Origin of the sequence: Streptomyces sp. LN549, assembly GCF_043203805.1 — a bacterium.
In the GTDB taxonomy this organism is placed as follows: Bacteria; Actinomycetota; Actinomycetes; order Streptomycetales; family Streptomycetaceae; genus Streptomyces.
On sequence record NZ_JAZHRI010000002.1, the window covers coordinates 1,422,876 to 1,444,219 of the forward strand.

General features: G+C 70.5%; 19 protein-coding genes and 1 pseudogene. 3 read left to right on the plus strand and 17 right to left on the minus strand.

The window, feature by feature from the left end:
- Position 1 precedes the first annotated feature (1 nt).
- Positions 2–1,030: an aspartate carbamoyltransferase catalytic subunit gene (locus SH922_RS06295; RefSeq protein ID WP_393055648.1), complete on the minus strand. Its 1,029-nt coding sequence runs from the start codon at positions 1,028–1,030 to the stop codon at positions 2–4.
- An 87-nt stretch (positions 1,031–1,117) separates the two neighbouring features.
- A complete protein-coding gene (pyrR, locus tag SH922_RS06300; protein WP_266776531.1) occupies positions 1,118–1,702 on the minus strand; it encodes a bifunctional pyr operon transcriptional regulator/uracil phosphoribosyltransferase PyrR in 585 nt (194 codons plus the stop codon).
- Positions 1,703–1,923: 221 nt separating this feature from the next.
- Here pyrR and bldD point away from each other — a divergent pair, with 221 nt between their 5' ends.
- Positions 1,924–2,424, plus strand: coding sequence for a transcriptional regulator BldD (gene bldD, locus SH922_RS06305; RefSeq protein ID WP_018103903.1), 501 nt, complete (start codon positions 1,924–1,926; stop codon positions 2,422–2,424).
- A 198-nt stretch (positions 2,425–2,622) separates the two neighbouring features.
- Here the strand turns inward: bldD and nusB are convergent, their stop codons facing one another.
- The 13 genes from nusB to SH922_RS06370 all read right to left on the minus strand — a co-directional run bounded on the left by nusB (position 2,623) and on the right by SH922_RS06370 (position 15,922).
- Entirely contained in the window at positions 2,623–3,054 is a 432-nt protein-coding gene (nusB, locus tag SH922_RS06310; protein WP_024490948.1) for a transcription antitermination factor NusB, read from the minus strand.
- Positions 3,055–3,056: 2 nt separating this feature from the next.
- On the minus strand, positions 3,057–3,623 hold the full coding sequence (efp, locus tag SH922_RS06315; RefSeq protein WP_014157376.1) for an elongation factor P: 567 nt from the start codon (positions 3,621–3,623) through the stop codon (positions 3,057–3,059).
- 50 nt (positions 3,624–3,673) lie between these two features.
- Complete coding sequence (locus SH922_RS06320) at positions 3,674–4,780, minus strand: aminopeptidase P family protein (RefSeq protein WP_393055654.1); 1,107 nt, start codon at positions 4,778–4,780, stop codon at positions 3,674–3,676.
- Positions 4,781–4,880: 100 nt separating this feature from the next.
- Positions 4,881–5,756 carry a Pro-rich N-terminal domain-containing protein gene (locus tag SH922_RS06325; RefSeq protein ID WP_393055657.1) on the minus strand — a complete coding sequence of 292 codons (876 nt, stop codon included), beginning with the start codon at positions 5,754–5,756 and terminating at the stop codon, positions 4,881–4,883.
- A gap of 137 nt (positions 5,757–5,893) precedes the next feature.
- On the minus strand, positions 5,894–6,334 hold the full coding sequence (gene aroQ, locus SH922_RS06330; protein WP_326735100.1) for a type II 3-dehydroquinate dehydratase: 441 nt from the start codon (positions 6,332–6,334) through the stop codon (positions 5,894–5,896).
- A complete protein-coding gene (gene aroB / locus SH922_RS06335) occupies positions 6,331–7,962 on the minus strand; it encodes a 3-dehydroquinate synthase (RefSeq protein ID WP_393055662.1) in 1,632 nt (543 codons plus the stop codon). The genes aroQ and aroB overlap by 4 nt, the downstream gene beginning before the upstream one ends.
- Positions 7,959–9,143 carry a chorismate synthase gene (gene aroC, locus SH922_RS06340; RefSeq protein WP_359086583.1) on the minus strand — a complete coding sequence of 395 codons (1,185 nt, stop codon included), beginning with the start codon at positions 9,141–9,143 and terminating at the stop codon, positions 7,959–7,961. The genes aroB and aroC overlap by 4 nt, the downstream gene beginning before the upstream one ends.
- Before the next feature lie 146 nt (positions 9,144–9,289).
- Positions 9,290–10,126, minus strand: coding sequence for a shikimate dehydrogenase (locus tag SH922_RS06345; protein ID WP_393055666.1), 837 nt, complete (start codon positions 10,124–10,126; stop codon positions 9,290–9,292).
- Positions 10,113–11,879, minus strand: a complete 1,767-nt coding sequence (mltG, locus tag SH922_RS06350; protein WP_393055668.1) for an endolytic transglycosylase MltG — start codon at positions 11,877–11,879, stop codon at positions 10,113–10,115. Before mltG ends, SH922_RS06345 begins: the two co-directional genes overlap by 14 nt.
- A 93-nt stretch (positions 11,880–11,972) precedes the next feature.
- On the minus strand, positions 11,973–12,446 hold the full coding sequence (ruvX, locus tag SH922_RS06355) for a Holliday junction resolvase RuvX (protein ID WP_359140914.1): 474 nt from the start codon (positions 12,444–12,446) through the stop codon (positions 11,973–11,975).
- An 8-nt stretch (positions 12,447–12,454) separates the two neighbouring features.
- Positions 12,455–15,124 (minus strand): alanine--tRNA ligase, encoded by a 2,670-nt coding sequence (gene alaS, locus SH922_RS06360; RefSeq protein ID WP_393055671.1) that lies wholly within the window; start codon positions 15,122–15,124, stop codon positions 12,455–12,457.
- Positions 15,124–15,474 carry a DUF6167 family protein gene (locus SH922_RS06365; RefSeq protein WP_393055674.1) on the minus strand — a complete coding sequence of 117 codons (351 nt, stop codon included), beginning with the start codon at positions 15,472–15,474 and terminating at the stop codon, positions 15,124–15,126. Before SH922_RS06365 ends, alaS begins: the two co-directional genes overlap by 1 nt.
- Positions 15,475–15,481: 7 nt before the next feature.
- Entirely contained in the window at positions 15,482–15,922 is a 441-nt protein-coding gene (locus SH922_RS06370; protein WP_393063476.1) for a DUF948 domain-containing protein, read from the minus strand.
- Positions 15,923–16,133: 211 nt separating this feature from the next.
- On the opposite strand from SH922_RS06370, the pseudogene SH922_RS06375 reads away from it, so the two are divergent.
- Positions 16,134–18,363: pseudogene (locus SH922_RS06375) on the plus strand (ATP-binding protein).
- Positions 18,364–18,381: 18 nt separating this feature from the next.
- On the opposite strand, the gene rpsD reads toward SH922_RS06375, so the two are convergent.
- Positions 18,382–18,996 (minus strand): 30S ribosomal protein S4, encoded by a 615-nt coding sequence (gene rpsD, locus SH922_RS06380; protein WP_136327444.1) that lies wholly within the window; start codon positions 18,994–18,996, stop codon positions 18,382–18,384.
- A gap of 188 nt (positions 18,997–19,184) precedes the next feature.
- Here rpsD and SH922_RS06385 point away from each other — a divergent pair, with 188 nt between their 5' ends.
- On the plus strand, positions 19,185–19,883 hold the full coding sequence (locus SH922_RS06385; protein WP_393055678.1) for a DUF2470 domain-containing protein: 699 nt from the start codon (positions 19,185–19,187) through the stop codon (positions 19,881–19,883).
- A 9-nt stretch (positions 19,884–19,892) separates the two neighbouring features.
- Here SH922_RS06385 and SH922_RS06390 read toward each other — a convergent pair whose 3' ends face one another.
- Entirely contained in the window at positions 19,893–21,278 is a 1,386-nt protein-coding gene (locus SH922_RS06390) for a replication-associated recombination protein A (RefSeq protein WP_393055681.1), read from the minus strand.
- Positions 21,279–21,344 lie beyond the last annotated feature (66 nt).

Genomic DNA, 21,344 nt, shown 5'->3' on the forward strand with positions numbered 1-21,344 from the left:
GTTACTTGTTCTCCTCGGTACGGGCGGGGACAGCAGGGCGCGCAGCGCTTCGATCAAGGGTGGCGGCGGGGGCAGTGGGTGCGGCGGGCTCGGAACCGCCGAGCAGCAGGTAGAGCACAGCCATGCGGATCGAGACGCCGTTGGCGACCTGCTCGACGACGGTGCACCGGTCGGAGTCGGCGACCTCGGCGGTGATCTCCATGCCGCGGACCATCGGGCCGGGGTGCATGACGATGGCGTGCTCGGGCATCTTCGCCATCCGCTCGCCGTCCAGGCCGTAGCGGCGGGAGTACTCGCGCTCGGTCGGGAAGTACGCGGCGTTCATCCGCTCACGCTGCACACGAAGCATCATCACCGCATCCGACTTCGGCAGCACCTCGTCGAGGCTGTAGCTGATGTCGCAGGGCCACTGCTCGACGCCGACGGGGACCAGGGTGGGCGGGGCCACCAGGGTGACGTGGGCGCCGAGGGTGGTCAGCAGATGGACGTTGGAGCGGGCGACCCGGCTGTGCAGGATGTCGCCGACGATCGTGATCCGGCGGCCGTCGAGGTCCTTGCCGAGTCCGGTGTCGGCCCCGACCAGCCTGCGGCGCATGGTGAAGGCGTCCAGCAGGGCCTGGGTGGGGTGCTCGTGCGTGCCGTCGCCGGCGTTGACGACCGCGCCGTCGATCCAGCCGGAGGTGGCCAGGCGGTACGGGGCGCCGGAGGCGCCGTGCCGGATGACGACGGCGTCGGCGCCCATCGCCTCCAGCGTCAGGGCGGTGTCCTTGAGCGACTCGCCCTTGGATACGGAGGAGCCCTTGGCGGAGAAGTTGATGACGTCGGCGGACAGCCGCTTGGCGGCCGCCTCGAAGGAGATGCGGGTCCGCGTCGAGTCCTCGAAGAAGAGGTTCACGACGGTACGGCCGCGCAGGGTCGGGAGCTTCTTGATCGGCCGGTCCGCGACCCTGGCCATCTCCTCGGCGGTGTCGAGGATCAGGACGGCGTCGTCGCGGGTGAGGTCGGCGGCCGAGATGAGGTGGCGCTTCATCTGGGTGTTCTCCGGGTGGCTGGAGGGTTCAGGCGTGCGGGCGTGCGGAAGCCGCCGTACGGCAGGTCGGCCGTACGGAGAAGGCAGCTACTGCTCGACCGCCGGGGCGGCCTGCTCTACCCCGAGCAGCACGGCGTCGCGGCCGTCCTCCTCGGCGAGCTGGACCTTGACCGTCTCCCGCAGCGACGTGGGGAGGTTCTTGCCGACGTAGTCGGCACGGATCGGGAGTTCGCGGTGTCCGCGGTCGACGAGGACCGCGAGCTGCACCGCGCGGGGCCGGCCGATGTCGCCGAGCGCGTCGAGTGCGGCGCGGATCGTGCGGCCGGAGAAGAGGACGTCGTCGACGAGGACGACCAGGCGGCCCTCGATGCCCTCACCGGGGATCTCGGTGCGTGCCAGGGCGCGCGCCGGGCGCATCCGCAGATCGTCGCGGTACATGGTGATATCGAGCGATCCGACCGGCATCTTCCGGCCGGTGATCTCTTCGAGCTTGTCGGCGAGCCGGCGGGCGAGGAAGACGCCCCGGGTCGGGATGCCGAGAAGCACCACATCGTCGGCGCCCTTGGCGCGTTCGACGATCTCGTGGGCGATGCGGGTCAGTACTCGGGCGATGTCGGGAGCCTCGAGAACGGGGCGTGCCGCATTGCCGGTGGCGTCGTGCTGTGCGTCCATAAGAAACGGACCTCCTTCTCCGCCTCACTGGACGGATCTTAAAGGACGTCGAAATTGCGTCATCCACGTTACCAGGGCCTGAGCAGGGGCCTTGTCCCACCCCCGGGAGGTGCCGGTCCGGACCATTCAGCTTGACGCACCCAAGTAACGCTGCGTAACCTCACAGTGAGTTACCAGCCACGCGGCGGAGCCGCACAATGTTCCAGCGTCCGGGGAGCCTTATGTCCAGCGAATACGCAAAACAGCTCGGGGCCAAGCTCCGCGCCATCCGCACCCAGCAGGGCCTCTCCCTCCACGGCGTGGAGGAGAAGTCCCAAGGCCGCTGGAAGGCCGTCGTGGTCGGCTCGTACGAGCGCGGCGACCGCGCCGTGACCGTGCAGCGCCTTGCCGAACTGGCTGACTTCTACGGCGTTCCGGTGCAGGAGCTCCTGCCCGGCACGACGCCCGGCGGGGCTGCCGAGCCGCCGCCGAAGCTCGTTCTCCAGCTCGAGCGCCTCGCCCACGTCCCGCCGGAGAAGGCCGGACCCCTGCAGCGCTACGCGGCGACGATCCAGAGCCAGCGCGGCGACTACAACGGCAAGGTGCTCTCGATCCGCCAGGACGACCTGCGCACGCTGGCCGTGATCTACGACCAGTCGCCGTCCGTGCTCACGGAGCAGCTGATCAGCTGGGGCGTCCTGGACGCGGACGCGCGCCGCGCGGTCGCTCACGACGAGGGCTGACCACCCCAGCAGAAACGTACCGCCGGGTCGGCGGGGCCCTTCCCGGGCGCCCCGCCGGACCCGGCGTTTCCGTTTTCCGGGCCGGACTCACCACTGGCCGCACGAGCAGCTCCCAGCGGCGCCGAGCCGCTCGGAGCATGCCGAAGGGCCCACGGTCGGGTGACCGTGGGCCCTTCGTCGGCAGAACGCCGCCGGAGGCTACTGCTCCCGGCGAAGGTTCGGCTTGAGGTCCTTGAAACGGGCCAGCAGGCCGTTCACGAAGGACGGGGAGTCGTCGGTGGAGAACTCCTTGGCGATCTGCACCGCCTCGTCGATCACCACCGCGTCGGGTGTCGCGTCCACCCAGATCAGCTCGTACGCACCGAGCCGCAGGATGTTCCGGTCGACGACCGGCATGCGGTCGATCTCCCAGTCCACGGCGTAGGTGACGATGAGGTCGTCGATTCGGTCCGCGTACTGCGCGTACCCCTCGACGAGCTCCATCGTGTACTCGGTGACCGGCGGCTGGCGGGTGTCGGACCGCGAGTGCCGGACCCAGTCCGCGAGGACCGTCTGCACGGACTCACCGCGCTGGTCGGCCTCGAAGAGGATCTGGAAGGCTCGCTTGCGGGCCGTGTTCCGGGCAGCCACGGTTAGCTGTTCACCCGGCCGAGGTAATCGCCCGAGCGGGTGTCGACCTTGATCTTCTCACCGGTGGTGATGAAGAGCGGGACGCCGATCTCGTAGCCGGTCTCCAGCGTGGCGGGCTTGGTGCCACCGGTGGACCGGTCGCCCTGGACGCCCGGGTCCGTGTGCTGGATGGTCAGCTCGACGGCGGCCGGCAGCTCGACGTAGAGCACCTCGCCCTCGTGCTGGGCGACAGAGGCGGTGAAGCCCTCGATCAGGAAGTTGGCGGCGTCGCCGACGGACTTGCGGTCGACCATCAGCTGGTCGTAGGTGTCCATGTCCATGAAGACGAAGTACTCGCCGTCCATGTACGAGAACTGCATGTCGCGCCGGTCAATGGTGGCCGTCTCGACCTTCACGCCGGCGTTGAACGTCTTGTCGACGACCTTGCCGGAGAGCACGTTCTTGAGCTTGGTGCGCACGAAGGCCGGGCCCTTGCCGGGCTTGACGTGCTGGAACTCGACGACGGACCAGAGCTGGCCTCCGTCGAGCTTGAGCACCAGGCCGTTCTTGAGGTCGTTCGTGGAAGCCACGGTTGCGGAATCTCCTGGACTGAAGCTGGTGGAACGGCCAAGGATGCGCGCTAGAGCGCGAGCAGCTCCTTGGTCGTAATGGTGAGTAGCTCGGGTCCGCCGTCCGCCTCGGGGCGCACGACGAGCGTGTCATCGATCCGGACTCCGCCCCGGCCCGGGAGGTGGACCCCCGGTTCGACGGTGACCGGCACACAAGCGTCCAGTTTACCCATGGCTGCAGGTGCCAGCTGCGGGTCCTCGTCGATTTCGAGCCCCACCCCGTGCCCGGTCCAGGGTGCGAGGCCCTCACCATGGCCCGCGGAGTCCAGTACATGACGGGCCGCGCGGTCCACGTCACGGTAGGCGGCACCGGGCACGAGCGCCTCGCGTCCGGCCCGCTGAGCGGCGAAAACCAGGTCGTAGAGCTCGATCTGCCAGTCGGCCGGCGCTGTACCGATGACGAAGGTGCGGCCGATCTCGCACCGGTATCCGCGGTAGTTGGCACCGAGGCAGACGGAGAGAAAATCTCCTTCTTCCACCCGTCGGTCCGAGGGCCTGTGGCGGCCCCGGCCGGAGTTGGGGCCGGTGGCGACGGAGGTCGCGAAGGCCGGGCCGTCGGCGCCGTGGTCCACCAGCCGGCGTTCCAGTTCGAGCGCGAGATGCCGTTCCGTGCGGCCGACCAGGATCGATTCGAGCAGCTCTCCCAGCGCCTGGTCGGTGATCTCGGCGGCGATCCGCAGACAGCCGATCTCCTCCTCGTCCTTGACGATGCGCAGCTGCTCGACGGTGGCTCCGAGGTCGGCCAGCCGGAGCTTCGGGGCGACCGAGGCCATGGCCCGGTGCCGGGCGACCGTCAGGTCGTGTTCCTCGACGGCCAGGGACTCCGCCCCGCCGGCCGTGGCCAGATCCGCGGCGGCCACCACGGGATCACCGCCGGTCACCGGCAGCAGGTCCACCCGGAGGTGTTCGTCGGTGCGCCCGTCGGCCGGATCACCGGTCGGAGGGCGCGCGCAGAGCAGGACGTCCTCGTCGGGGCCGAGCAGCAGCACGGCACCCGGGGGCGCTCCGCCCGCCAGGTAGCGGACATTGGCGGGGCGGGAGACCAGGGCGGCCGCGGATCCGACGGCGGCGCACCGGTCGCGGAGCAGCCCGCGGCGGACGGCGTACACCTCTGACATACATCGAGCGTACGAGCGCGGGCCCGGGCCCGCCCGGTCAGCGCACCCGACCGGGGTGCGGCGGCCCCTCAGCGGACGGGCGGCCCCGCCGGGCGCCGGCTCACCAGGCCGGGGGGCTGGCGAGCGAGCGGGCGAGTATGTCGTCCAGGACGCGGGCGGTGGTCTCCACGTCGTACGTGGAGTTGTCGATGATCGGCAGCCCGGAGCCGTACCAGCCGGCCATCCGGCCGTGGATCCGGGCGACCTCCTCGTCGGAGAGACGGCGGTTGCCGCTGCGGGCGGCGTTGCGCTCCAGCACGATCTCCAGGCCCGGCAGCAGGACGACGGGAAGCAGTCCGGGGCCGACGTGGCGTTTCCAGCCGCCGAGGCCGACGACGGGCCGGTCCGGGAAGACCGCGTCGTCGAGGATGCAGGAGATGCCGTTGGCCAGGAAATTGCGGGCCGCGAAGCCGCAGGTGCGGCGGGCCAGGCGGTACTGGGCCTCCGACTGGTCGTTCCATCCCGCCTGGGGGTCGGCGAAGCCGGAGCAGACCCACTCACGGACGTCGTCGAGGCTGACGTGGGCGGTGGGGACCCGGCGGCGGGCGGCCCAGAGCTTGGCCACCGTGGTCTTCCCGGCGCCTGCCGGACCGATCAGGAGCACGGCGAGGGTCGCGGTGCCGGTGCCGGGCCCGGCGGGCGGTGCGGGCAGTGGTACGGGCCCGCCCGGCGGCAGCTGGATGTGCCCGGTGGTCTCCCTGGAGACCGGGGCGGAGGCCTGGTGCGGCGCGGGCCCGGTCCAGCCCTGCCCCTGCGGGGCGGGCGGCGCCGGGGGCGGCGGGCCCGGGTGACCGGCAGGGGGCTGAGCGGGCGGGCCGGCCGGCGGAGGAACCGGCGGGCCGGGGTGGCCGGGGTGCTGGGCCTGGTGCGACCAGCCGACGGGTCCGTTTCCGGGTCCCTGGGGCGGCGGCAGCGGGGCCCCCACTGCGTGCTGCATCCGGTGGCACTCCGTCTCGTACAGGCAACTGGCGCTGGTGGAACGGCAACCGTACCTTCCCCGGCCGCCACGGAGGGAACGGCCGGGGAGGGTCCATAGTGCCCCTTCGGCCAGTCGGCTTCCGGTGCACGGGTGCGTCAGTCCGTCAGTTCGTCCGCGAGTGCGCGCAGGGCGAGCCGGTAGGAGCCGATGCCGAATCCGGCCACGGTCCCGGTGGCGACCGGTGCGACCACGGAGTTGTGACGGAATTCCTCCCGGGCGTACGGGTTCGAGATGTGGACCTCGATCAGCGGGGCGGTGCGCTGGGCGGCCGCGTCCCGCATCCCGTACGAATAGTGCGTGAAGGCACCCGGGTTGAGAACGACCGGAATTGAGCCGTCCGCGGCCTCGTGGAGCCAGCGGATCAGCTCCCCCTCGTCGTTGGTCTCCCGGACGTCGACGTCGAAGCCGAGCTCCTTGCCGAGGGTGCGGCAGGTGTCGACGAGTCCGGCGTACGAGGTGGCCCCGTAGACATCGGGCTCGCGGGAGCCCAGCCTGCCGAGGTTGGGTCCGTTGAGGACGAACACCCGGCGGGTCACGCCGACACCTCACCGTAGGCGGCGAGCAGAACGGCCGGGTCGGGGCCCTCCAGGACGGTGGGCTTGCCTAGGCCGTCCAGGACGATGAAGCGCAGCAGGTTGCCGCGGGACTTCTTGTCGACCTTCATGTTCTCCAGCAGCTTGGGCCACTGGTCGCCGCGGTAGGTGAGCGGCAGTCCGACGGACTCCAGGACGGCGCGGTGCCGGTCGGCGGTGGCGTCGTCCAGGCGTCCGGCGAGGCGGCCCAGTTCGGCGGCGAAGACCATGCCGACCGAGACGGCGGCGCCGTGGCGCCACTTGTAGCGCTCGTTCTTCTCGATCGCGTGGGCCAGCGTGTGCCCGTAGTTGAGGATCTCGCGGAGCCCGGACTCCTTGAGGTCGCTGGAGACGACCTCCGCCTTGACCCGGATGGCCCGCTCGATGAGCTCGGCGGTGTGCGGTCCGGCCGGTGTGCGCGCGCCCTGCGGGTCCGCCTCGACGAGGTCGAGGATCACCGGGTCGGCGATGAAGCCGGCCTTGATGATCTCCGCCATGCCGGAGACGTAGTCGTTGACGGGCAGCGAGTCCAGCGCGGCCAGGTCGCAGAGCACCCCGGTCGGCGGGTGGAAGGCGCCGACGAGGTTCTTGCCCTCGGCGGTGTTGATGCCGGTCTTGCCGCCGACGGCCGCGTCGACCATGCCGAGCACGGTGGTGGGTACGGCGATCCAGCGCACTCCGCGCAGCCAGGAGGCTGCGACGAAGCCGGCGACGTCCGTGGTGGCGCCGCCGCCGATGCCGACGATGACGTCGGTGCGGGTGAAGCCCGTCTGGCCGAGCGCCTTCCAGCAGTAGGCGGCGACCTCGACGGTCTTGGCCTCCTCGGCGTTGGGCAGCTGGATGGCGATGGCCTCGTAGCCCTGGTCCGCGAGGTCCTGACGGACCGCCTCGCCGGTTTCGGCGAGCGCCTCGGGGTGCAGGACCGCGACGCGCTGGGCGCGGTCGCCGATGAGCGTGGGCAGCTCACCGAGGAGCTGCCGGCCGATCAGTACCTCGTACGGATCGGTGCCCGCGCTGCCGGCGATCTGGATGCGGGTGGGGGCCTGGTCGGTCATCGTTCGTTTCTCCCGGCCGGACGGTGCGTCCGGCAGCTCCAGTGCGTCGAGGACCGCCTGGGCGACCTCTTCCGGTGTGCGCTCGTCGGTCGCGACGACCGCACGGGCCACCTCCGTGTAGAGGTGGCGGCGGGCCTCCATGAGCTCGCGCCACTGCCGGCGCGGGTTCACGGCGAGCAGCGGGCGCGCGGTGTTCAGCCCGACCCGCTTCACCGCCTCGTCGACGTCCATCGAGAGGTAGACGACGGCGTGATCCGCGAGCAGGGCGCGCGTCGCCTCGTCGAGGACGGCGCCGCCGCCGAGAGAGAGAACGCCCTCGTGCTCGGCGACCGCGGCGCGGACGGCCTCCCTCTCGAGTGCGCGGAAGTGCTCCTCGCCCTCGTCGTAGAAGATCTCCGAGATGGGCTTGCCGGCCGTCGCCACGACATCGGCGTCGGTGTCCCGGTAGCCGGTGGCAAGCCGGTCGGCGAGCAACTCGCCGACCGTGGACTTGCCGACGCCCATGGGACCGACCAGGACGATCAGCGGACCGCTCATCGGATCTGGAGGTGGTCGAGGTACGACTGGACGTTGCGGTGGGTCTCGGCGACGCTGTCGCCGCCGAACTTCTCCGCGACCGCGTCGGCGAGCACCAGCGCGACCATCGCCTCGGCGACGATGCCCGCGGCCGGAACGGCACAGACATCGGAGCGCTGGTGGTGCGCCTTGGCCGGCTCACCGGTCACCACGTCGACCGTGGCCAGCGCGCGCGGCACGGTCGCGATCGGCTTCATCGCGGCGCGGACGCGCAGCAGCTCACCGGTGGTCAGGCCGCCCTCGGTACCGCCTGCGCGACCGGAGGCGCGCCTGATCCCGTCGTCCGTCACCAGGATCTCGTCGTGCGCCTGCGAACCGGGCACCCGGGCGAGGTCGAAGCCGTCGCCGACCTCCACGCCCTTGATGGCCTGGATGCCCATGAGCGCGGCGGCGAGGCGGGCGTCGAGCCGGCGGTCCCAGTGCACGTGCGATCCGAGGCCGACCGGCACTCCGTACGCCAGCACCTCGACCACACCGCCGAGCGTGTCGCCGTCCTTGTGGGCCTGGTCGATCTCGGCGACCATCTGCTTGCTCGCGGTCGCGTCGAGGCAGCGCACCGGGTCGGCGTCGAGCTTCTCGACGTCGGCGGGGACCGGGTAGACCCCGTACGGCGCCTTGGCCGCCGCCAGCTCCACGACGTGGCTGACGATCTCGATGCCGGCCGTCTCCTTGAGGTACGACCGGGCGACGGCGCCGAGTGCGACGCGGGCCGCGGTCTCCCGGGCGCTGGCGCGCTCCAGGATCGGCCGGGCCTCGTCGAAGCCGTACTTCTGCATGCCGGCGAGGTCGGCGTGGCCGGGCCGGGGGCGGGTCAGCGGGGCGTTACGGGCCTGGGCGGCCAGTACGTCGGGGTCGACCGGGTCAGCCGACATGACCTGCTCCCACTTGGGCCACTCGGTGTTGCCCACCATCACGGCGACGGGCGAGCCCATGGTCAGGCCGTGCCGGACCCCGCCGAGGAAGGTGACCTCGTCCTTCTCGAACTTCATCCGGGCGCCGCGCCCGTAACCGAGCCGTCGCCTGGCGAGCGCGTCCGCCACCATCTCCGTGGTGACGGGGATACCGGCGGGAAGACCCTCCAGCGTCGCCACCAGTGCGGGGCCGTGCGACTCTCCGGCGGTCAGCCAGCGCAACCTGCTCAACGGTGCTCCTCATGCTCGCGCCTGTAACTGCAACGGCGCGACCGGGTGCGCGGCCCTGGCCCGCCGCCCTCGATCCTCCCACGACCGGGCCCCCCGGCCCGCCGCCGGTCCATCAGACGGACGGACCGGGCGGGCCGGATGTGCGGTCAGCGGGCGGCCAGCGCCTGTTCGCCGGCCCGCCGCATGGCGGCCAGCGGCGCGGGCGAGCGGCCCGTCATCTGCTCGACCTGGAGGACGGCCTGGTGCACCAGAAGGTCAAGACCTCCGACGATTGCACCGTCGCGGGCCGCCCAGGCGGATGCGAGTCCGGTGGGCCAGGGCTCGTACAGCACGTCGAAGAGCGTGCCGGGATGGTCCGGTACGGCGTTCATCAGCCCGTCCGTGGTCCCGGCCGGCGTGGTCGCGATGATCAGCGGGGCGTACAGCGCCTGCTCGGCCTCCGCCCAGTCCGCGATCCGCACCTCGACCCCGAGCCGTTCGCCCCAGCCGCGCATCTCGTCACCGCGCTCGCGGCTCCGGACGTAGGCGGTGACCGGTCCCGTACAGATCTGCGAGAGCGCGGCGAGAGCGGACGAGGCCGTGGCTCCGGCACCGAGGACGGCGGCGGTTTCGGTCTTCTCGACACCGCGCTCGTGCAGGGCGGCGATCATGCCGGGGATGTCGGTGTTGTCGCCGGCCCGCCCGCCGTCCTCGGTGAGGACGACCGTGTTCACGGCCTCGACGGAGGCCGCGGTCTCGCTGACGGAGTCCAGCAGCGGGATGATCGCCCGCTTCAGCGGCATGGTGAGGGAGAGCCCGGCCCAGGAGGAATCCAGGCCCTCGACGAAGCCGGGGAGCGCCGCCTCGTCCACGTCGAACCGGTCGTACGACCAGTCGTCGAGGCCGAGTTCGGCGTACGCGGCCCGGTGCAGGACCGGGGAGAGCGAGTGCGCGATGGGCGAGCCGAGGACGGCTGCCCGGTTGCGCCGGTCAGTCGAGGCCATGCAGTTCCTTGAACTTCTCGTTGAGCTTCTCGTGCTCCGCGGCCGTCTTGGTGAACTGGGTCTTCTTGCCGTCGAGCGAGATGAAGAACATCCAGCCGCTGGAGGTGGGACTCAGGGTCGCGCGCAGGGCTTCGTCCCCGGGGTTGCCGATGGGGCCGGGCGGCAGACCGGCGTGGTAATAGGTGTTGTAGGGATCCGGATTGGTCCGGATCTCGTTCGACCTGATCTTGATCTCGCTCTGGTTCTTGAGGTAATTGAACGCCGAGTCGAATTCGAGCTTGCGGTTCGTCGCCACGTTGTCGGACTTCAGGCGGTTGTAGACGACTTCGGCCATCTTGCGGAAGTCGTCATGCGTGAGGCCTTCCGCCTGGACCAGGCTGGCCACGGTGAGCACCTGCCACGGACCGTCCAGGTTGTACTTCTTGGCGGTTCCTTCGAGGTCGAGATCCTCGTACTCCTCGTTGGACCGCGAGACCATCTTCTTGAGAATCGTCTCCGGCTTGGTTTCCTTCGTGACCGGATATGCGGCCGGGTAGAGGAATCCTTCCAGCGGGTCCTTGATGTCCTTGTTCCTGCCCACCCAGCCGGGGAGGCCCAGATCGGCCTTCTTGGACGTGGCGACGGCCTTGGTCGTGCCCGCCTTGAGGTTCAGCTTCGCGTCGATCTTCGCGTAGACGGCGACGTTGCGGGAGCCCTCGGGGATGATCAGAAGGTTCTGGCTCTTCGGGTCGACCATCATCTTCACGGCCTCGGCCGCCGACATCTCCTCGTGGAGGAGATAGACCCCGGCCTGGATCGACTTCCCCTTGGGGTTCTCGTTCTGCGCGGAGACGAACGCGTCGACGCTCTTGACCACACCCAGCTTCTTCAGGATGTTGCCGATGTCGTACCCGTACGAGCCCTTCGGGATCTCCACCTCGACCGAACCCGAGCCGCTGCCCGAATAGTCGGGGGCCGAACCGAACTTGTCCTTGTAGAACGAGTAGCCGAAGTAGCCCACTCCGCCGAGACCGCCGGCCAGGACGAGGGAGACGACCAGACAGGCGCAGCCGCTGCGGCCCTTCTTCTTCTTGCCCTTGCCGCGCCGCTCGCCTCCGCCGTCACCGCGGCGGGACTCGCGCGGGTCGTCGTCGTAGTCGTCGTCCTTGGCTTCGCCCTCGTCGTCCGCGCCCGTGAAGAAGGGGTGCGTCTCCTCCGGCTGGAACTCGGGGTCCCAGTCCGGGTTCTGCGCCGGGGCCGGTGCGGGTTCGGCCTCGCGGCGGCCCGGGGGCTGCGGCGGCGGGTAGGCCTCCGGGGTGCCGTAGTAGTCGTTCGTCTCGCCGTAGCCGTACTGGTCGGCGGGCTGGCCGTCGTACGGCATCGCGGCGGGCTGCTGACCGGTGTCCCACCCGCTGTTGTACGACGGCTGCTGGGCGTACGGGTCCTGCTGGGCGTCGTACGGGGGCTGCTGCTGGTACTGCGGCTGCTGGGCGTACGGGTCCTGATGCTGCTGTTGGTGCTGCTGCTGGTGCTGCTGGTGCTGCTGCTGGTGCTGCTGGTGCTGCTGCTGCTGCTGGTAAGGGTCCTGCTGCTGCGTGTACGGGGCCTGCGGCTGCTGCTGGGCGTACGGGTCCTGCGGGTAGGGCTGCTGCTGGCCGCCGTACTGGCCCTGGCCGGGGGCAGGCTGCTGCCCGCCTCCCCATCCCTGGTCCCCGTACAGGGGATCCTCGGGACGCCACGGTTCGGAGCCGGGGCCCCGGCCATACTCAGTCATCGATCCCCTTGAGCCGCGAGACGCTGTTCCGTCTCTTTGCTGTGCGGTTTGTTCGAACACCGCCGCATCGCGCGGAACGTTACCGTATCGCGATCAGACAACCACTTCGACGCCCTCGCCGGGCGGATTGCCCGAAGCCCGTTCGGACTCCAGAGCGTTCTGAAGGATCACCACAGCGGCAGCCTGATCAATGACGGATCGGCCCTTTTTGGACTTCACGCCTGATGCGCGCAGCCCCTGACTGGCCGTCACTGTGGTCATCCTCTCGTCCACCAATCGCACCGGAATGGGTGCAACCGCGCGGGCGAGCACATCGGTGAAGGCGCGGACCTTGGCCGCTGCCGGTCCCTCACCACCGCCCAGGGACCGGGGCAGACCGACGATGACCTCGATCGGCTCGTACTCCGCGACGATCTGTCCGAGCCGCCGGTGGGCGGCCGGGACGTCGCGTCCCGGCACGGTCTCCACCGGCGTGGCCAGGATCCCGTCGGGGTCGCAGGAGGCGACCCCGATCCGGGCGTCCCCGACGTCGATCGCCAGGCGGCGACCGCGGCGCATCTGCGTCATGTCCGACGTCACGCCGTCTCGGTGACGAGGCGTTCGACAGCGGCGACGGCGTCGCCGATGGCGTCCGGGTTCTGGCCGCCGCCCTGGGCGACGTCCGGCTTGCCGCCGCCACCGCCGCCGAGCGTCTTGGCGGCCGTACGGACCAGGTCACCGGCCTTCAGGCCGCGCTCGCGGGCGGCCTCGTTGGTGGCGATGACGGTCAGCGGGCGGCCGTTGGCCGTGGTGAACAGGGCCACGACGGCCGGCCGGCCGCCCTGGATGCGCCCACGGACGTCGAGGACGAGCTTGCGCAGGTCGTCGGCGGAGGTGCCGTCCGGCACCTGCCCGGTGACCAGGGCGACGCCCCGTACGTCCTTGGCGGAGTCGACCAGGCCCGCGGCGGCCGCCAGGACCTTCTCCGCGCGGAACTTCTCGATCTCCTTCTCGGCGTCCTTCAGCTTGCCGAGCATGCCCGCGATCTTCTCCGGGAGCTCCTCGGGACGGCCCTTGACCAGCTCCTGCAGCTGGGCGACGACCGTGTGCTCCTTGGCGAGGAAGTTGTACGCGTCGACGCCTACGAGGGCCTCGATGCGGCGCACACCGGAACCGATGGACGACTCGCCGAGCAGCTTCACCAGACCGAGCTGGGCGGTGTTGCCGACGTGCGTGCCGCCGCACAGCTCCTTGGAGAAGTCGCCGATCGTCACGACCCGGACCCGCTCGCCGTACTTCTCGCCGAACTCGGCGATGGCGCCCTGCTTCTTGGCCTCGTCGATCGACATGACCTCGGCCTGCACGTCGAGCTCCCGCGAGAGGACCTCGTTGATCTTCTGCTCGACGTCGACGAGGACCGTGCCCGGTACGGCGGCGGGCGAACCGAAGTCGAAGCGGAAACGGCCCGGGGAGTTCTCCGAACCGGCCTGGGCGGCCGTCGGGCCCAGCGCGTCACGCAGCGCCTGGTGCGTGAGGTGGGTGGCGCTGTGGGCGCGGGCGATCGCGCGGCGGCGGGTGTTGTCGATGGTGGCGAGGGCCGAGGCACCGACCGTCACCTCGCCGACCTGGACCGAGCCCTTGTGGACGGAGACGCCGGGGACCGGCTGCTGGACGTCGCGCACCTGGATGACGGCGCCGTTGTGGAGCCGGATCCGGCCCTGGTCGGCGAGCTGGCCGCCGCCCTCGGCGTAGAACGGGGTGCGGTCCAGGACGACCTCGACCTCGTCGCCCTCGGAGGCGGCGGGCGAGGAGACGCCGTCGACGAGGAGACCGACGATGGTCGACTCGCCCTCGGTGGAGGTGTACCCCGTGAACTCGGTGACGCCGGAGTTGTCGGCGACCTCACGGTAGGCGGACAGGTCGGCGTGACCGGTCTTCTTGGCCCTGGCGTCGGCCTTGGCCTTGTCCCGCTGCTCCTGCATGAGGCGGCGGAAGCCGTCCTCGTCCACGGACAGGCCCTGTTCTGCGGCCATCTCCAGGGTGAGGTCGATCGGGAAGCCCCAGGTGTCGTGGAGCAGGAACGCCTTGTCACCGGCGATGACCCGGCCGCCGGCGGCCTTGGTCTCGGTGACCGCGGTCTCCAGGATGTTGGTGCCACCCTTGAGGGCCTTGAGGAAGGCGGCTTCCTCGGCGAGGGCGACGGTCTCGATGCGCTTGCGGTCGGTGATCAGCTCGGGGTACTGCTGCCCCATCGTGTTGATCACGACGTCGACCAGCTCGTTCACGACCGAGCCGGTGGCGCCCATCAGCCGCATGTTGCGGATCGCCCGGCGCATGATGCGGCGCAGCACATAGCCGCGGCCCTCGTTGCCGGGGGTGACACCGTCGCCGATGAGCATCACGGAAGTGCGGATGTGATCGGCGACCACGCGGAGCGAGACGTCCGTGCCCTGGGCGGCGCCGTAGCGCACCCCGGTGAGCTCGGTTGCCTTGTCCATGACGACGCGCAGGGTGTCGGTCTCGTACATGTTCTGCACGCCCTGCAGGATCATCGCGAGGCGTTCGAGGCCGAGACCGGTGTCGATGTTCTTGGAGGGCAGGTCGCCGAGGATCGGGAAGTCGTCCTTGCCGTCACCGGCGCCGCGCTCGTACTGCATGAAGACCAGGTTCCAGATCTCCACGTACCGCTCGTCGTTGACGGCCGGGCCGCCCTCGACGCCGAACTCGGGGCCGCGGTCGTAGTTGATCTCGGAACAGGGGCCGCAGGGGCCGGGGACGCCCATGGACCAGAAGTTGTCCTTCTTGCCCAGGCGCTGGATGCGCTCGGCGGGAACGCCGATCTTGTCGCGCCAGATCTGCTCGGCCTCGTCGTCGTCGAGGTAGACCGTGATCCACAGCCGCTCGGGGTCGAGCCCGAATCCGCCGTCCGCCACGGAGCTGGTCAGCAGCTCCCAGGCGTACTCGATGGCGCCTTCCTTGAAGTAGTCGCCGAAGGAGAAGTTCCCGCACATCTGGAAGAAGGTGCCGTGCCGGGTGGTCTTGCCGACCTCTTCGATGTCCGGTGTACGGACACACTTCTGCACGCTGGTGACGCGCGGGGCGGGCGGCTTGACCTCGCCGAGGAAGTACGGCTTGAACGGCACCATGCCGGCCGGGACCAGCAGCAGAGTCGGGTCGTCCGCGATGAGCGACGCCGAAGGGACAACGGTGTGACCGCGCTCCTCGTAGAAGCTCAGCCAGCGGCGACGAATTTCAGCCGACTCCATCAGTGGTCCTCATTCCGGTTGTACGAGTTGTAGGTGCGTGACGTGCGGGGAAGCGTGCGGTGCGCCTCGGGCTCGGCCGCCTCGACGGCGAAGTGGCGCTGCACGGGGAGATCGGGGTCGACGGGCGCTTCGAGCCCGAGGGCCTCGCCCAGTTCGGCCTCGCGCCTGGCCATGCCCTCGCGGACGTCCAGGGCGAAGTCCTTGAGCTTGTGACCGGCCACGAGCGCCTTGTCGGCGGCCTGCGCCGCGAGGCTCTCGGGGGTCAGCTGCTTGATCTTCCGGTTGACCTTGGCGGTGGCCCAGACGCCGGCGGCTGCGCCGGCGGTGAACCAGAACGTACGGCGGAACATCGCTGCGTCAGTCCTTCGATCCGCGGGGGTTTCTGCCGTTGCGCTTCCTGCCACGCGCGGACGGCACGGTCCGGCCGACGATCACCGCGCGCCGGGAACGCGCTTCCGGTTCGGGACTGGACTTGCGGCCGATGGCCTGCCGGACCCCGTAACCGAACGCCGCGACCTTGACCAGCGGGCCGCCGAAGGTGGAGGCGACGGTGGTGGAGAGCGCCGAGGCGTTGGAGGTGACTTCCTGGACGTCCGTCGCGATCGCGTCGACCTTGTCGAGCTGGGTCTGAGCGGAACGTACGGTCGCGGAGGCGTCGGCGAGCAGCGGGACGGCCTGTTCGGTCACGTCCGCCACGAGCTTCGTGGTCGCCCTGAGCGTCTGGGCGAGCCTCACCAGCACGACGGCGAGGAACGAAACCAGGATCGCCCAGAAGACGGCCACCAGGATCCCGGCCACCTCACCACCGGACACAGTGCACCGCTCTCTGACTTGTCGTCTGTCTGTCTTGTTTCCTGCGCTTCGGCGACGGCCGTCGCGGCGGCCGGTCACCGTCCCCGAGCCTATCGCGCCGGGGCTCGCGCCTTGTACCGCATTGTGGTCCGGCCCGGCGGGAGTTCCCACAACAAGATTGTACGGAGCGCTTTCGGGCCAGTACTCTGCGTGTTTCATGCGACGCCCTCAGCGCCCCTTTCCGTCCCCCGACGATTCGAGCCCTCCAGCCGCCTCCCACGAAGCGCCCGCACCCTGCCACCCGGGCAATCTCCCCGCGGAGCTGAACAGATTCGTGGGGCGCGACGGCGAGTTGGCCGATGTCGTCGGGCTGCTGGAGGAGTCCCGACTCGTCACCGTCATCGGGGTGGGCGGGGTCGGCAAGACCCGGCTGGTCACCAGAGTGGCGGCGCTCCTGGAGAAACGGTACTGCGACGGGGTCTGGCTGGTGGAGCTGTCCGCGGTCCACGATCCCGTGCTGCTGGAGCATGCCCTGGTCGACGCACTGGGCCTCACCGATCACACGAGCAGGCCGCCCCGCACGACACTCCTCGAACACTGTGCCGAGCGCCGACTCCTCCTGGTGATCGACGGTTTCGAGCATCTGGTTGACGCCTGCGCGGAGTTGGTACGGGATCTGCTGCGTCGGGCCCCGCAGCTGCGGGTACTGGCGGCCGGCCGGCTGCCGCTGGACCTCGACGGCGAGACCGGATACCCGCTCGCGACCATGGGCGACGAGGACGCCTTGCTGCTGTTCGCCGTGCGGGCCGCCTCGGTGCAGCCCGAGTTCCGGCTGACCGAGCACTCCCGGGGCGCCGCCCTGGAACTGTGCCGCCGTCTCGACTGCATTCCGCTCGCGCTGGAGCTGGCAGCCGGCCGGCTTCGCGCCCTGTCGACGGAGCAGGTGCTGCAGCGGCTGGACGACCGGTTCCGGCTGCTGACCGGCAACAGCCGCAGTGCGCTCCCCCGCCACCAGACGCTCCGTACGGCCATCGGCTGGAGTCATGAGCTGTGCGCCCCGGAACAGCGGCTGTTGTGGGCGCGGCTCTCCGTCTTCGCCGGGCAGTTCGACCTGGAGGCGGCCGAGTACATCTGCAGCGGCCCCGATCTGCCGGCCGACTCGGTACTGGACGTACTGTCCGGGCTGCTGGCGCAGTCCGTGGTCCTGCGGGAGGACTCGGCCGTCGGCACCCGCTACCGGATGCTGGACACGGTGCGGGAGTACGGCGCCGAGTGGCTGGCGGCCACGGGCGACACGGACCGGCTGCGCCGCCGCCACCGGGACTGGTTCCTGGGGCTCGCGACCTGGTGCGAGCTCGACTGGTTCAGCCCGCGGCAGGCCGAGGTGGCCGCCCGGGTGGAGAGCGAGCTGCCGAATCTGCGGCGGGCCATGGAGTGTTCGCTGGAGAGCCCCGAGGAAGCGCACCTCGCGCAGTACCTGGCGGGCACGCTCTGGTTCCTGTGGGTCGGCTGTGGACGCCTCTCGGAGGGCCGGCACTGGCTGGAACACGTACGGGAGGAGGAGACGCCGTACGACTCCTCGCGGCTGAAGGCGCTGTGGGTGCTCGGGTACGTCGCGGTCCTCCAGGGCGATCCGGTGGGCGCGATCTCGGCACTGTCCGAGTGCCGGGAGGAGGCGGATCTGGCGGGTGACGCCCTGGCGTCGGCGTACGCGGTGCACCGCACCGGCTGCCTGGCCCTGGTCACGGACGACATGGCGCGCGCGCACGAACTGCTGGAGGAGGCGCTCGGCCGCTACCAGGAACTCGGCGAGCTGAACAGCAACGTACTGATGGCCCAGGTCGAGCTGGCCATGGCGACCGGATTCCAGGGGGATCTGGACGGCGCGGTCGTGATCTGCGAAGAGGTCCGGGAGATCTGCGAGGACCACGGGGAGCGGTGGGCACTCAGCTACGCGCTGTATGTCCTGGGGTTCGCCGCACTGCAACGGGGCCGCCCCGGCAGGGCGCGGGAGCTGCTCGAGGAGTCGCTGGCCATCAGCCACACCTTCCACGACCGCCTGGGCACCGTGCTCACCCTGGAGCTGCTGGCGCTCGTCACGGTGGTCGAGGGCGACGCCGCCGAGGCGGCTCTGTTGCAAGGCGCCGCCGACGGCATCTGGCCGTCGGTGGGGCTGCCGCTGTTCGGCTCGGCGCACTACGGCAGGCCCCGCGCCCGGTGCGCGGAGCTGGCCCGTCATGAGCTGGGCGAGACGCTGTACGCGTCGGAGCTGCGCGCCGGCGGCAGGCTGGGCACGGACGCCGTGGTGGCCAGGGCCCTGTCGGGCCGGCCCGGCGAACGGCAGCCGGCGGCGGGCCCCGACGGACAGGAACCCCTGCCCTCTGCCGGGAACACGCGAAAGCCCGCCGCCTCCCCGATCGGAGAGGGGCGGGCCTGAGCGCTGGTGAAGAGCGACTACGCCTGAATCAGCGAGCGTAGTACTCGACGACGAGCTGCTCGTCGCAGATCACGGGGATTTCCTTGCGGTTCGGGTCCCGGTCAAGGCGGAAGGCCAGGGCCTTCAGGTTCACCTGCAGGTAGCGCGGGGTCTCACCGTCGGTGTCGTAACCACCCTCGCGGGCAACCTGGAAGGGGTACTTCTCGCGGCTGCGCTCGCGGACCATGACGATGTCGTCCGGACGGACACGGAACGACGGCTTGTCGACCTTGCCACCGTTGACCTCGATGTGGCCGTGGACGACCATCTGGCGAGCCTGGTAGATCGTCTTGGCGATACCGGAACGCAGGACCAGCGCGTCGAGGCGGCGCTCGAGCTCGACGACCAGCGCCTCGCCCGTCTTGCCTTCGGCCTTCTTGGCGCGGTCGTACGCACGCGCCATCTGGCGCTCGCTGATGTCGTACTGGGCGCGCAGACGCTGCTTCTCGAGCAGACGGACCTTGTAGTCCGAGTTCTGCTTGCGGCCACGGCCGTGCTCGCCCGGCGGGTAGGGGCGGGCCTCGAAGTACTTGACGGCCTTCGGCGTCAGCGCAATGCCGAGCGCGCGGCTCTTCTTGACCTTGGGACGCGACTGATTAGGCACGTTCTCCAGACCTCCGTTGTAGGTTAGGTTAGGCTCACCTTACTCAAGGAGATCGCATGTCTCGCCCTGGGAACACCACACACGTCACGGACAGCACTGACAGCGTCGACGCACTCAAAGGCGTCGATACGACGGAGGACCGATCAGATCGTGGTCAGCCGCGTCCCAGCGGGCTTGAAAACACACGGATGCCGTCAGCAGCCGAGCGCACACGAACTCTCGTACAGAGTACCTGCTCCGCGGTGCTGCTCATCCCCGGGCTGGAGAGCGCGGGCTCGGACCAGCTGATGCCCCTGTCCCGGAGCATGGGTCCGGACGGCGACCTGTTCCTCGAATTCCCCGCTGATTCCCCGGCCGTACGGGCCGCGGCCCACGCCCAGGACGACGAGCTGACAGCCGTGCTGGAGATCACGGACGTCGCCCCGGTCGCCGTACCGCACCGCATCCGCGGCCGGGCCCGCGTCTGCGGATGGCTCACGTCCGTACCCGGGGTTGCGGGCCCCGGCCGGATGCTGCTGCGGCTGGAGACGGGCGAGGCCCACGTCGAGGACCTCTGGGGTGCGGAGGCGGTCGAGCCGGAGGAGCTGGGGGACGCGGCCCCCGACCCCCTCGTCGCCCACGAGGCGGAGCTGCTGCAGCATCTGCACGCGGCGCACGGGGACCGGCTGGGGACGCTGAGCGAGCTGCTCGGCGAGCGGGCGGCCCAGACGGGCGCGAACCCGCCGTCCGTCGTACCGGTCGCGCTGGACCGGCACGGGTTGCGGGTCCGCTTCTTCGAGCGGAACGGGCCCTGCTTCGACGCGCGCTTCGAGTTCCCCGAGCCGGTACGCGACGTGGTGGAGCTGCGCCACGCCATGCGCACCCTCTTCGAAGCGGCCGCGCACTGACACGGTCCGCTACGAACCGTCCGGCGCGCTCGCGCCGCCGTCGGTGTCCGCACGGCCCAGACGCTCGCGGACCCGGTCCGCCACGTCCGCGTACCGCGCCTCGGCCCCGTAGCGGGTGGGCCGGTAGTAGCGCTTGTCCCGGACGGCGTCCGGGGCGTACTGCTGGGCGGCGATGCCGCCGGGGACATCGTGCGGGTAGACGTAGCCCTGGGCGTGGCCCAGCTTCGCGGCGCCCTTGTAGTGGCCGTCGCGCAGATGGGCCGGGACCGCGCCGGCCAGGCCCTTCCGTACGTCTTCCTGGGCGGCGAAGATCGCCAGCGTCGCCGCGTTGGACTTCGGGGCGAGCGCCAGCGCGATGGTGGCGTGGCTGAGGGTGAGCGCGGCCTCGGGGAAGCCGATCATCGCGACTGCCTGGGCCGCCGCGACCGCGGTGGGCAGCGCCGTGGGGTCGGCGAGACCGATGTCCTCGCTGGCCGAGATCATCAGCCGCCGGGCGATGAACCGGGGGTCCTCACCCGCCTCGATCATGCGCGCCAGATAGTGCAGCGCCGCGTCCACGTCGGAGCCGCGGATCGACTTGATCAGGGCACTCGCCACGTCGTAGTGCTGATCGCCGTCCCGGTCGTACTTAACGGCCGCCCGGTCGACGGTCTCCTCCAGGGTGAGGAGGGTGATCTCTTCCTCGTGCTTGGACATCGCCGCGCCGGCCGCCGCCTCCAGCGCCGTCAGCGCCCGGCGCGCGTCGCCCCCGGCGATGCGCAGCAGATGTTCCTCCGCGTCCTCGGGCAGGGTCACCGCGCTTCCGAGTCCCCGCTCGTCGGTCAGGGCCCGCCTCAGCAGAGCGCGCAGATCGTCGTCGGTCAGCGACTCCAGCGTCAGCAGCAGCGAGCGCGAGAGCAGCGGCGAGATGATCGAGAAGTACGGATTCTCGGTGGTCGCCGCGATCAGTGTCACCCAGCGGTTCTCCACGGCCGGGAGCAGTGAGTCCTGCTGGGCCTTGGAGAAGCGGTGGATCTCGTCCAGGAAGAGGACGGTCTCCTTGCCGTAGCCACCGGTGGCGCGACGGGCGCCCTCGATCACGGCCCGCACTTCCTTGACGCCCGCGGTGATCGCGGAGAGCTCGACGAATCGTTTGTTCGTGGCCTTGCTGACCACGTACGCCAGGGTCGTCTTCCCGATGCCGGGGGGACCCCAGAGAATCACCGACGAGGGACCGGCCGGTCCCCCGCTCCCCTCGCCGACGAGGCGGCGCAGTGGCGAGCCCGGCTTGAGCAGATGCTGCTGGCCCACGACCTCGTCGAGGGTACGGGGCCGCATCCGGACAGCGAGGGGGCTGCTGGACGGGTCCTTCTCCTGGCGGTCTTCGGCAGCTGCGGTAAAGAGGTCGGGCTCCACGTTCTGAAGCCTATGTCACCGCACTGACATCCCGGCCGGGCCGGTGGGGCGCCCGGCAGCGGCGTA

Coding starts and splice junctions, on each gene's coding strand:
- SH922_RS06295 (WP_393055648.1), bottom strand. CDS start 1,030: ATGAAGCGCCACCTCATCTCGGCCGCCGACCTCACCCGCGACGACGCC.
- pyrR (WP_266776531.1), bottom strand. CDS start 1,702: ATGGACGCACAGCACGACGCCACCGGCAATGCGGCACGCCCCGTTCTC.
- bldD (WP_018103903.1), top strand. CDS start 1,924: ATGTCCAGCGAATACGCAAAACAGCTCGGGGCCAAGCTCCGCGCCATC.
- SH922_RS06320 (WP_393055654.1), bottom strand. CDS start 4,780: ATGTCAGAGGTGTACGCCGTCCGCCGCGGGCTGCTCCGCGACCGGTGC.
- SH922_RS06325 (WP_393055657.1), bottom strand. CDS start 5,756: ATGCAGCACGCAGTGGGGGCCCCGCTGCCGCCGCCCCAGGGACCCGGA.
- aroB (WP_393055662.1), bottom strand. CDS start 7,962: ATGAGCGGTCCGCTGATCGTCCTGGTCGGTCCCATGGGCGTCGGCAAG.
- SH922_RS06345 (WP_393055666.1), bottom strand. CDS start 10,126: ATGGCCTCGACTGACCGGCGCAACCGGGCAGCCGTCCTCGGCTCGCCC.
- mltG (WP_393055668.1), bottom strand. CDS start 11,879: ATGACTGAGTATGGCCGGGGCCCCGGCTCCGAACCGTGGCGTCCCGAG.
- ruvX (WP_359140914.1), bottom strand. CDS start 12,446: ATGACGCAGATGCGCCGCGGTCGCCGCCTGGCGATCGACGTCGGGGAC.
- alaS (WP_393055671.1), bottom strand. CDS start 15,124: ATGGAGTCGGCTGAAATTCGTCGCCGCTGGCTGAGCTTCTACGAGGAG.
- SH922_RS06365 (WP_393055674.1), bottom strand. CDS start 15,474: ATGTTCCGCCGTACGTTCTGGTTCACCGCCGGCGCAGCCGCCGGCGTC.
- SH922_RS06385 (WP_393055678.1), top strand. CDS start 19,185: ATGCCGTCAGCAGCCGAGCGCACACGAACTCTCGTACAGAGTACCTGC.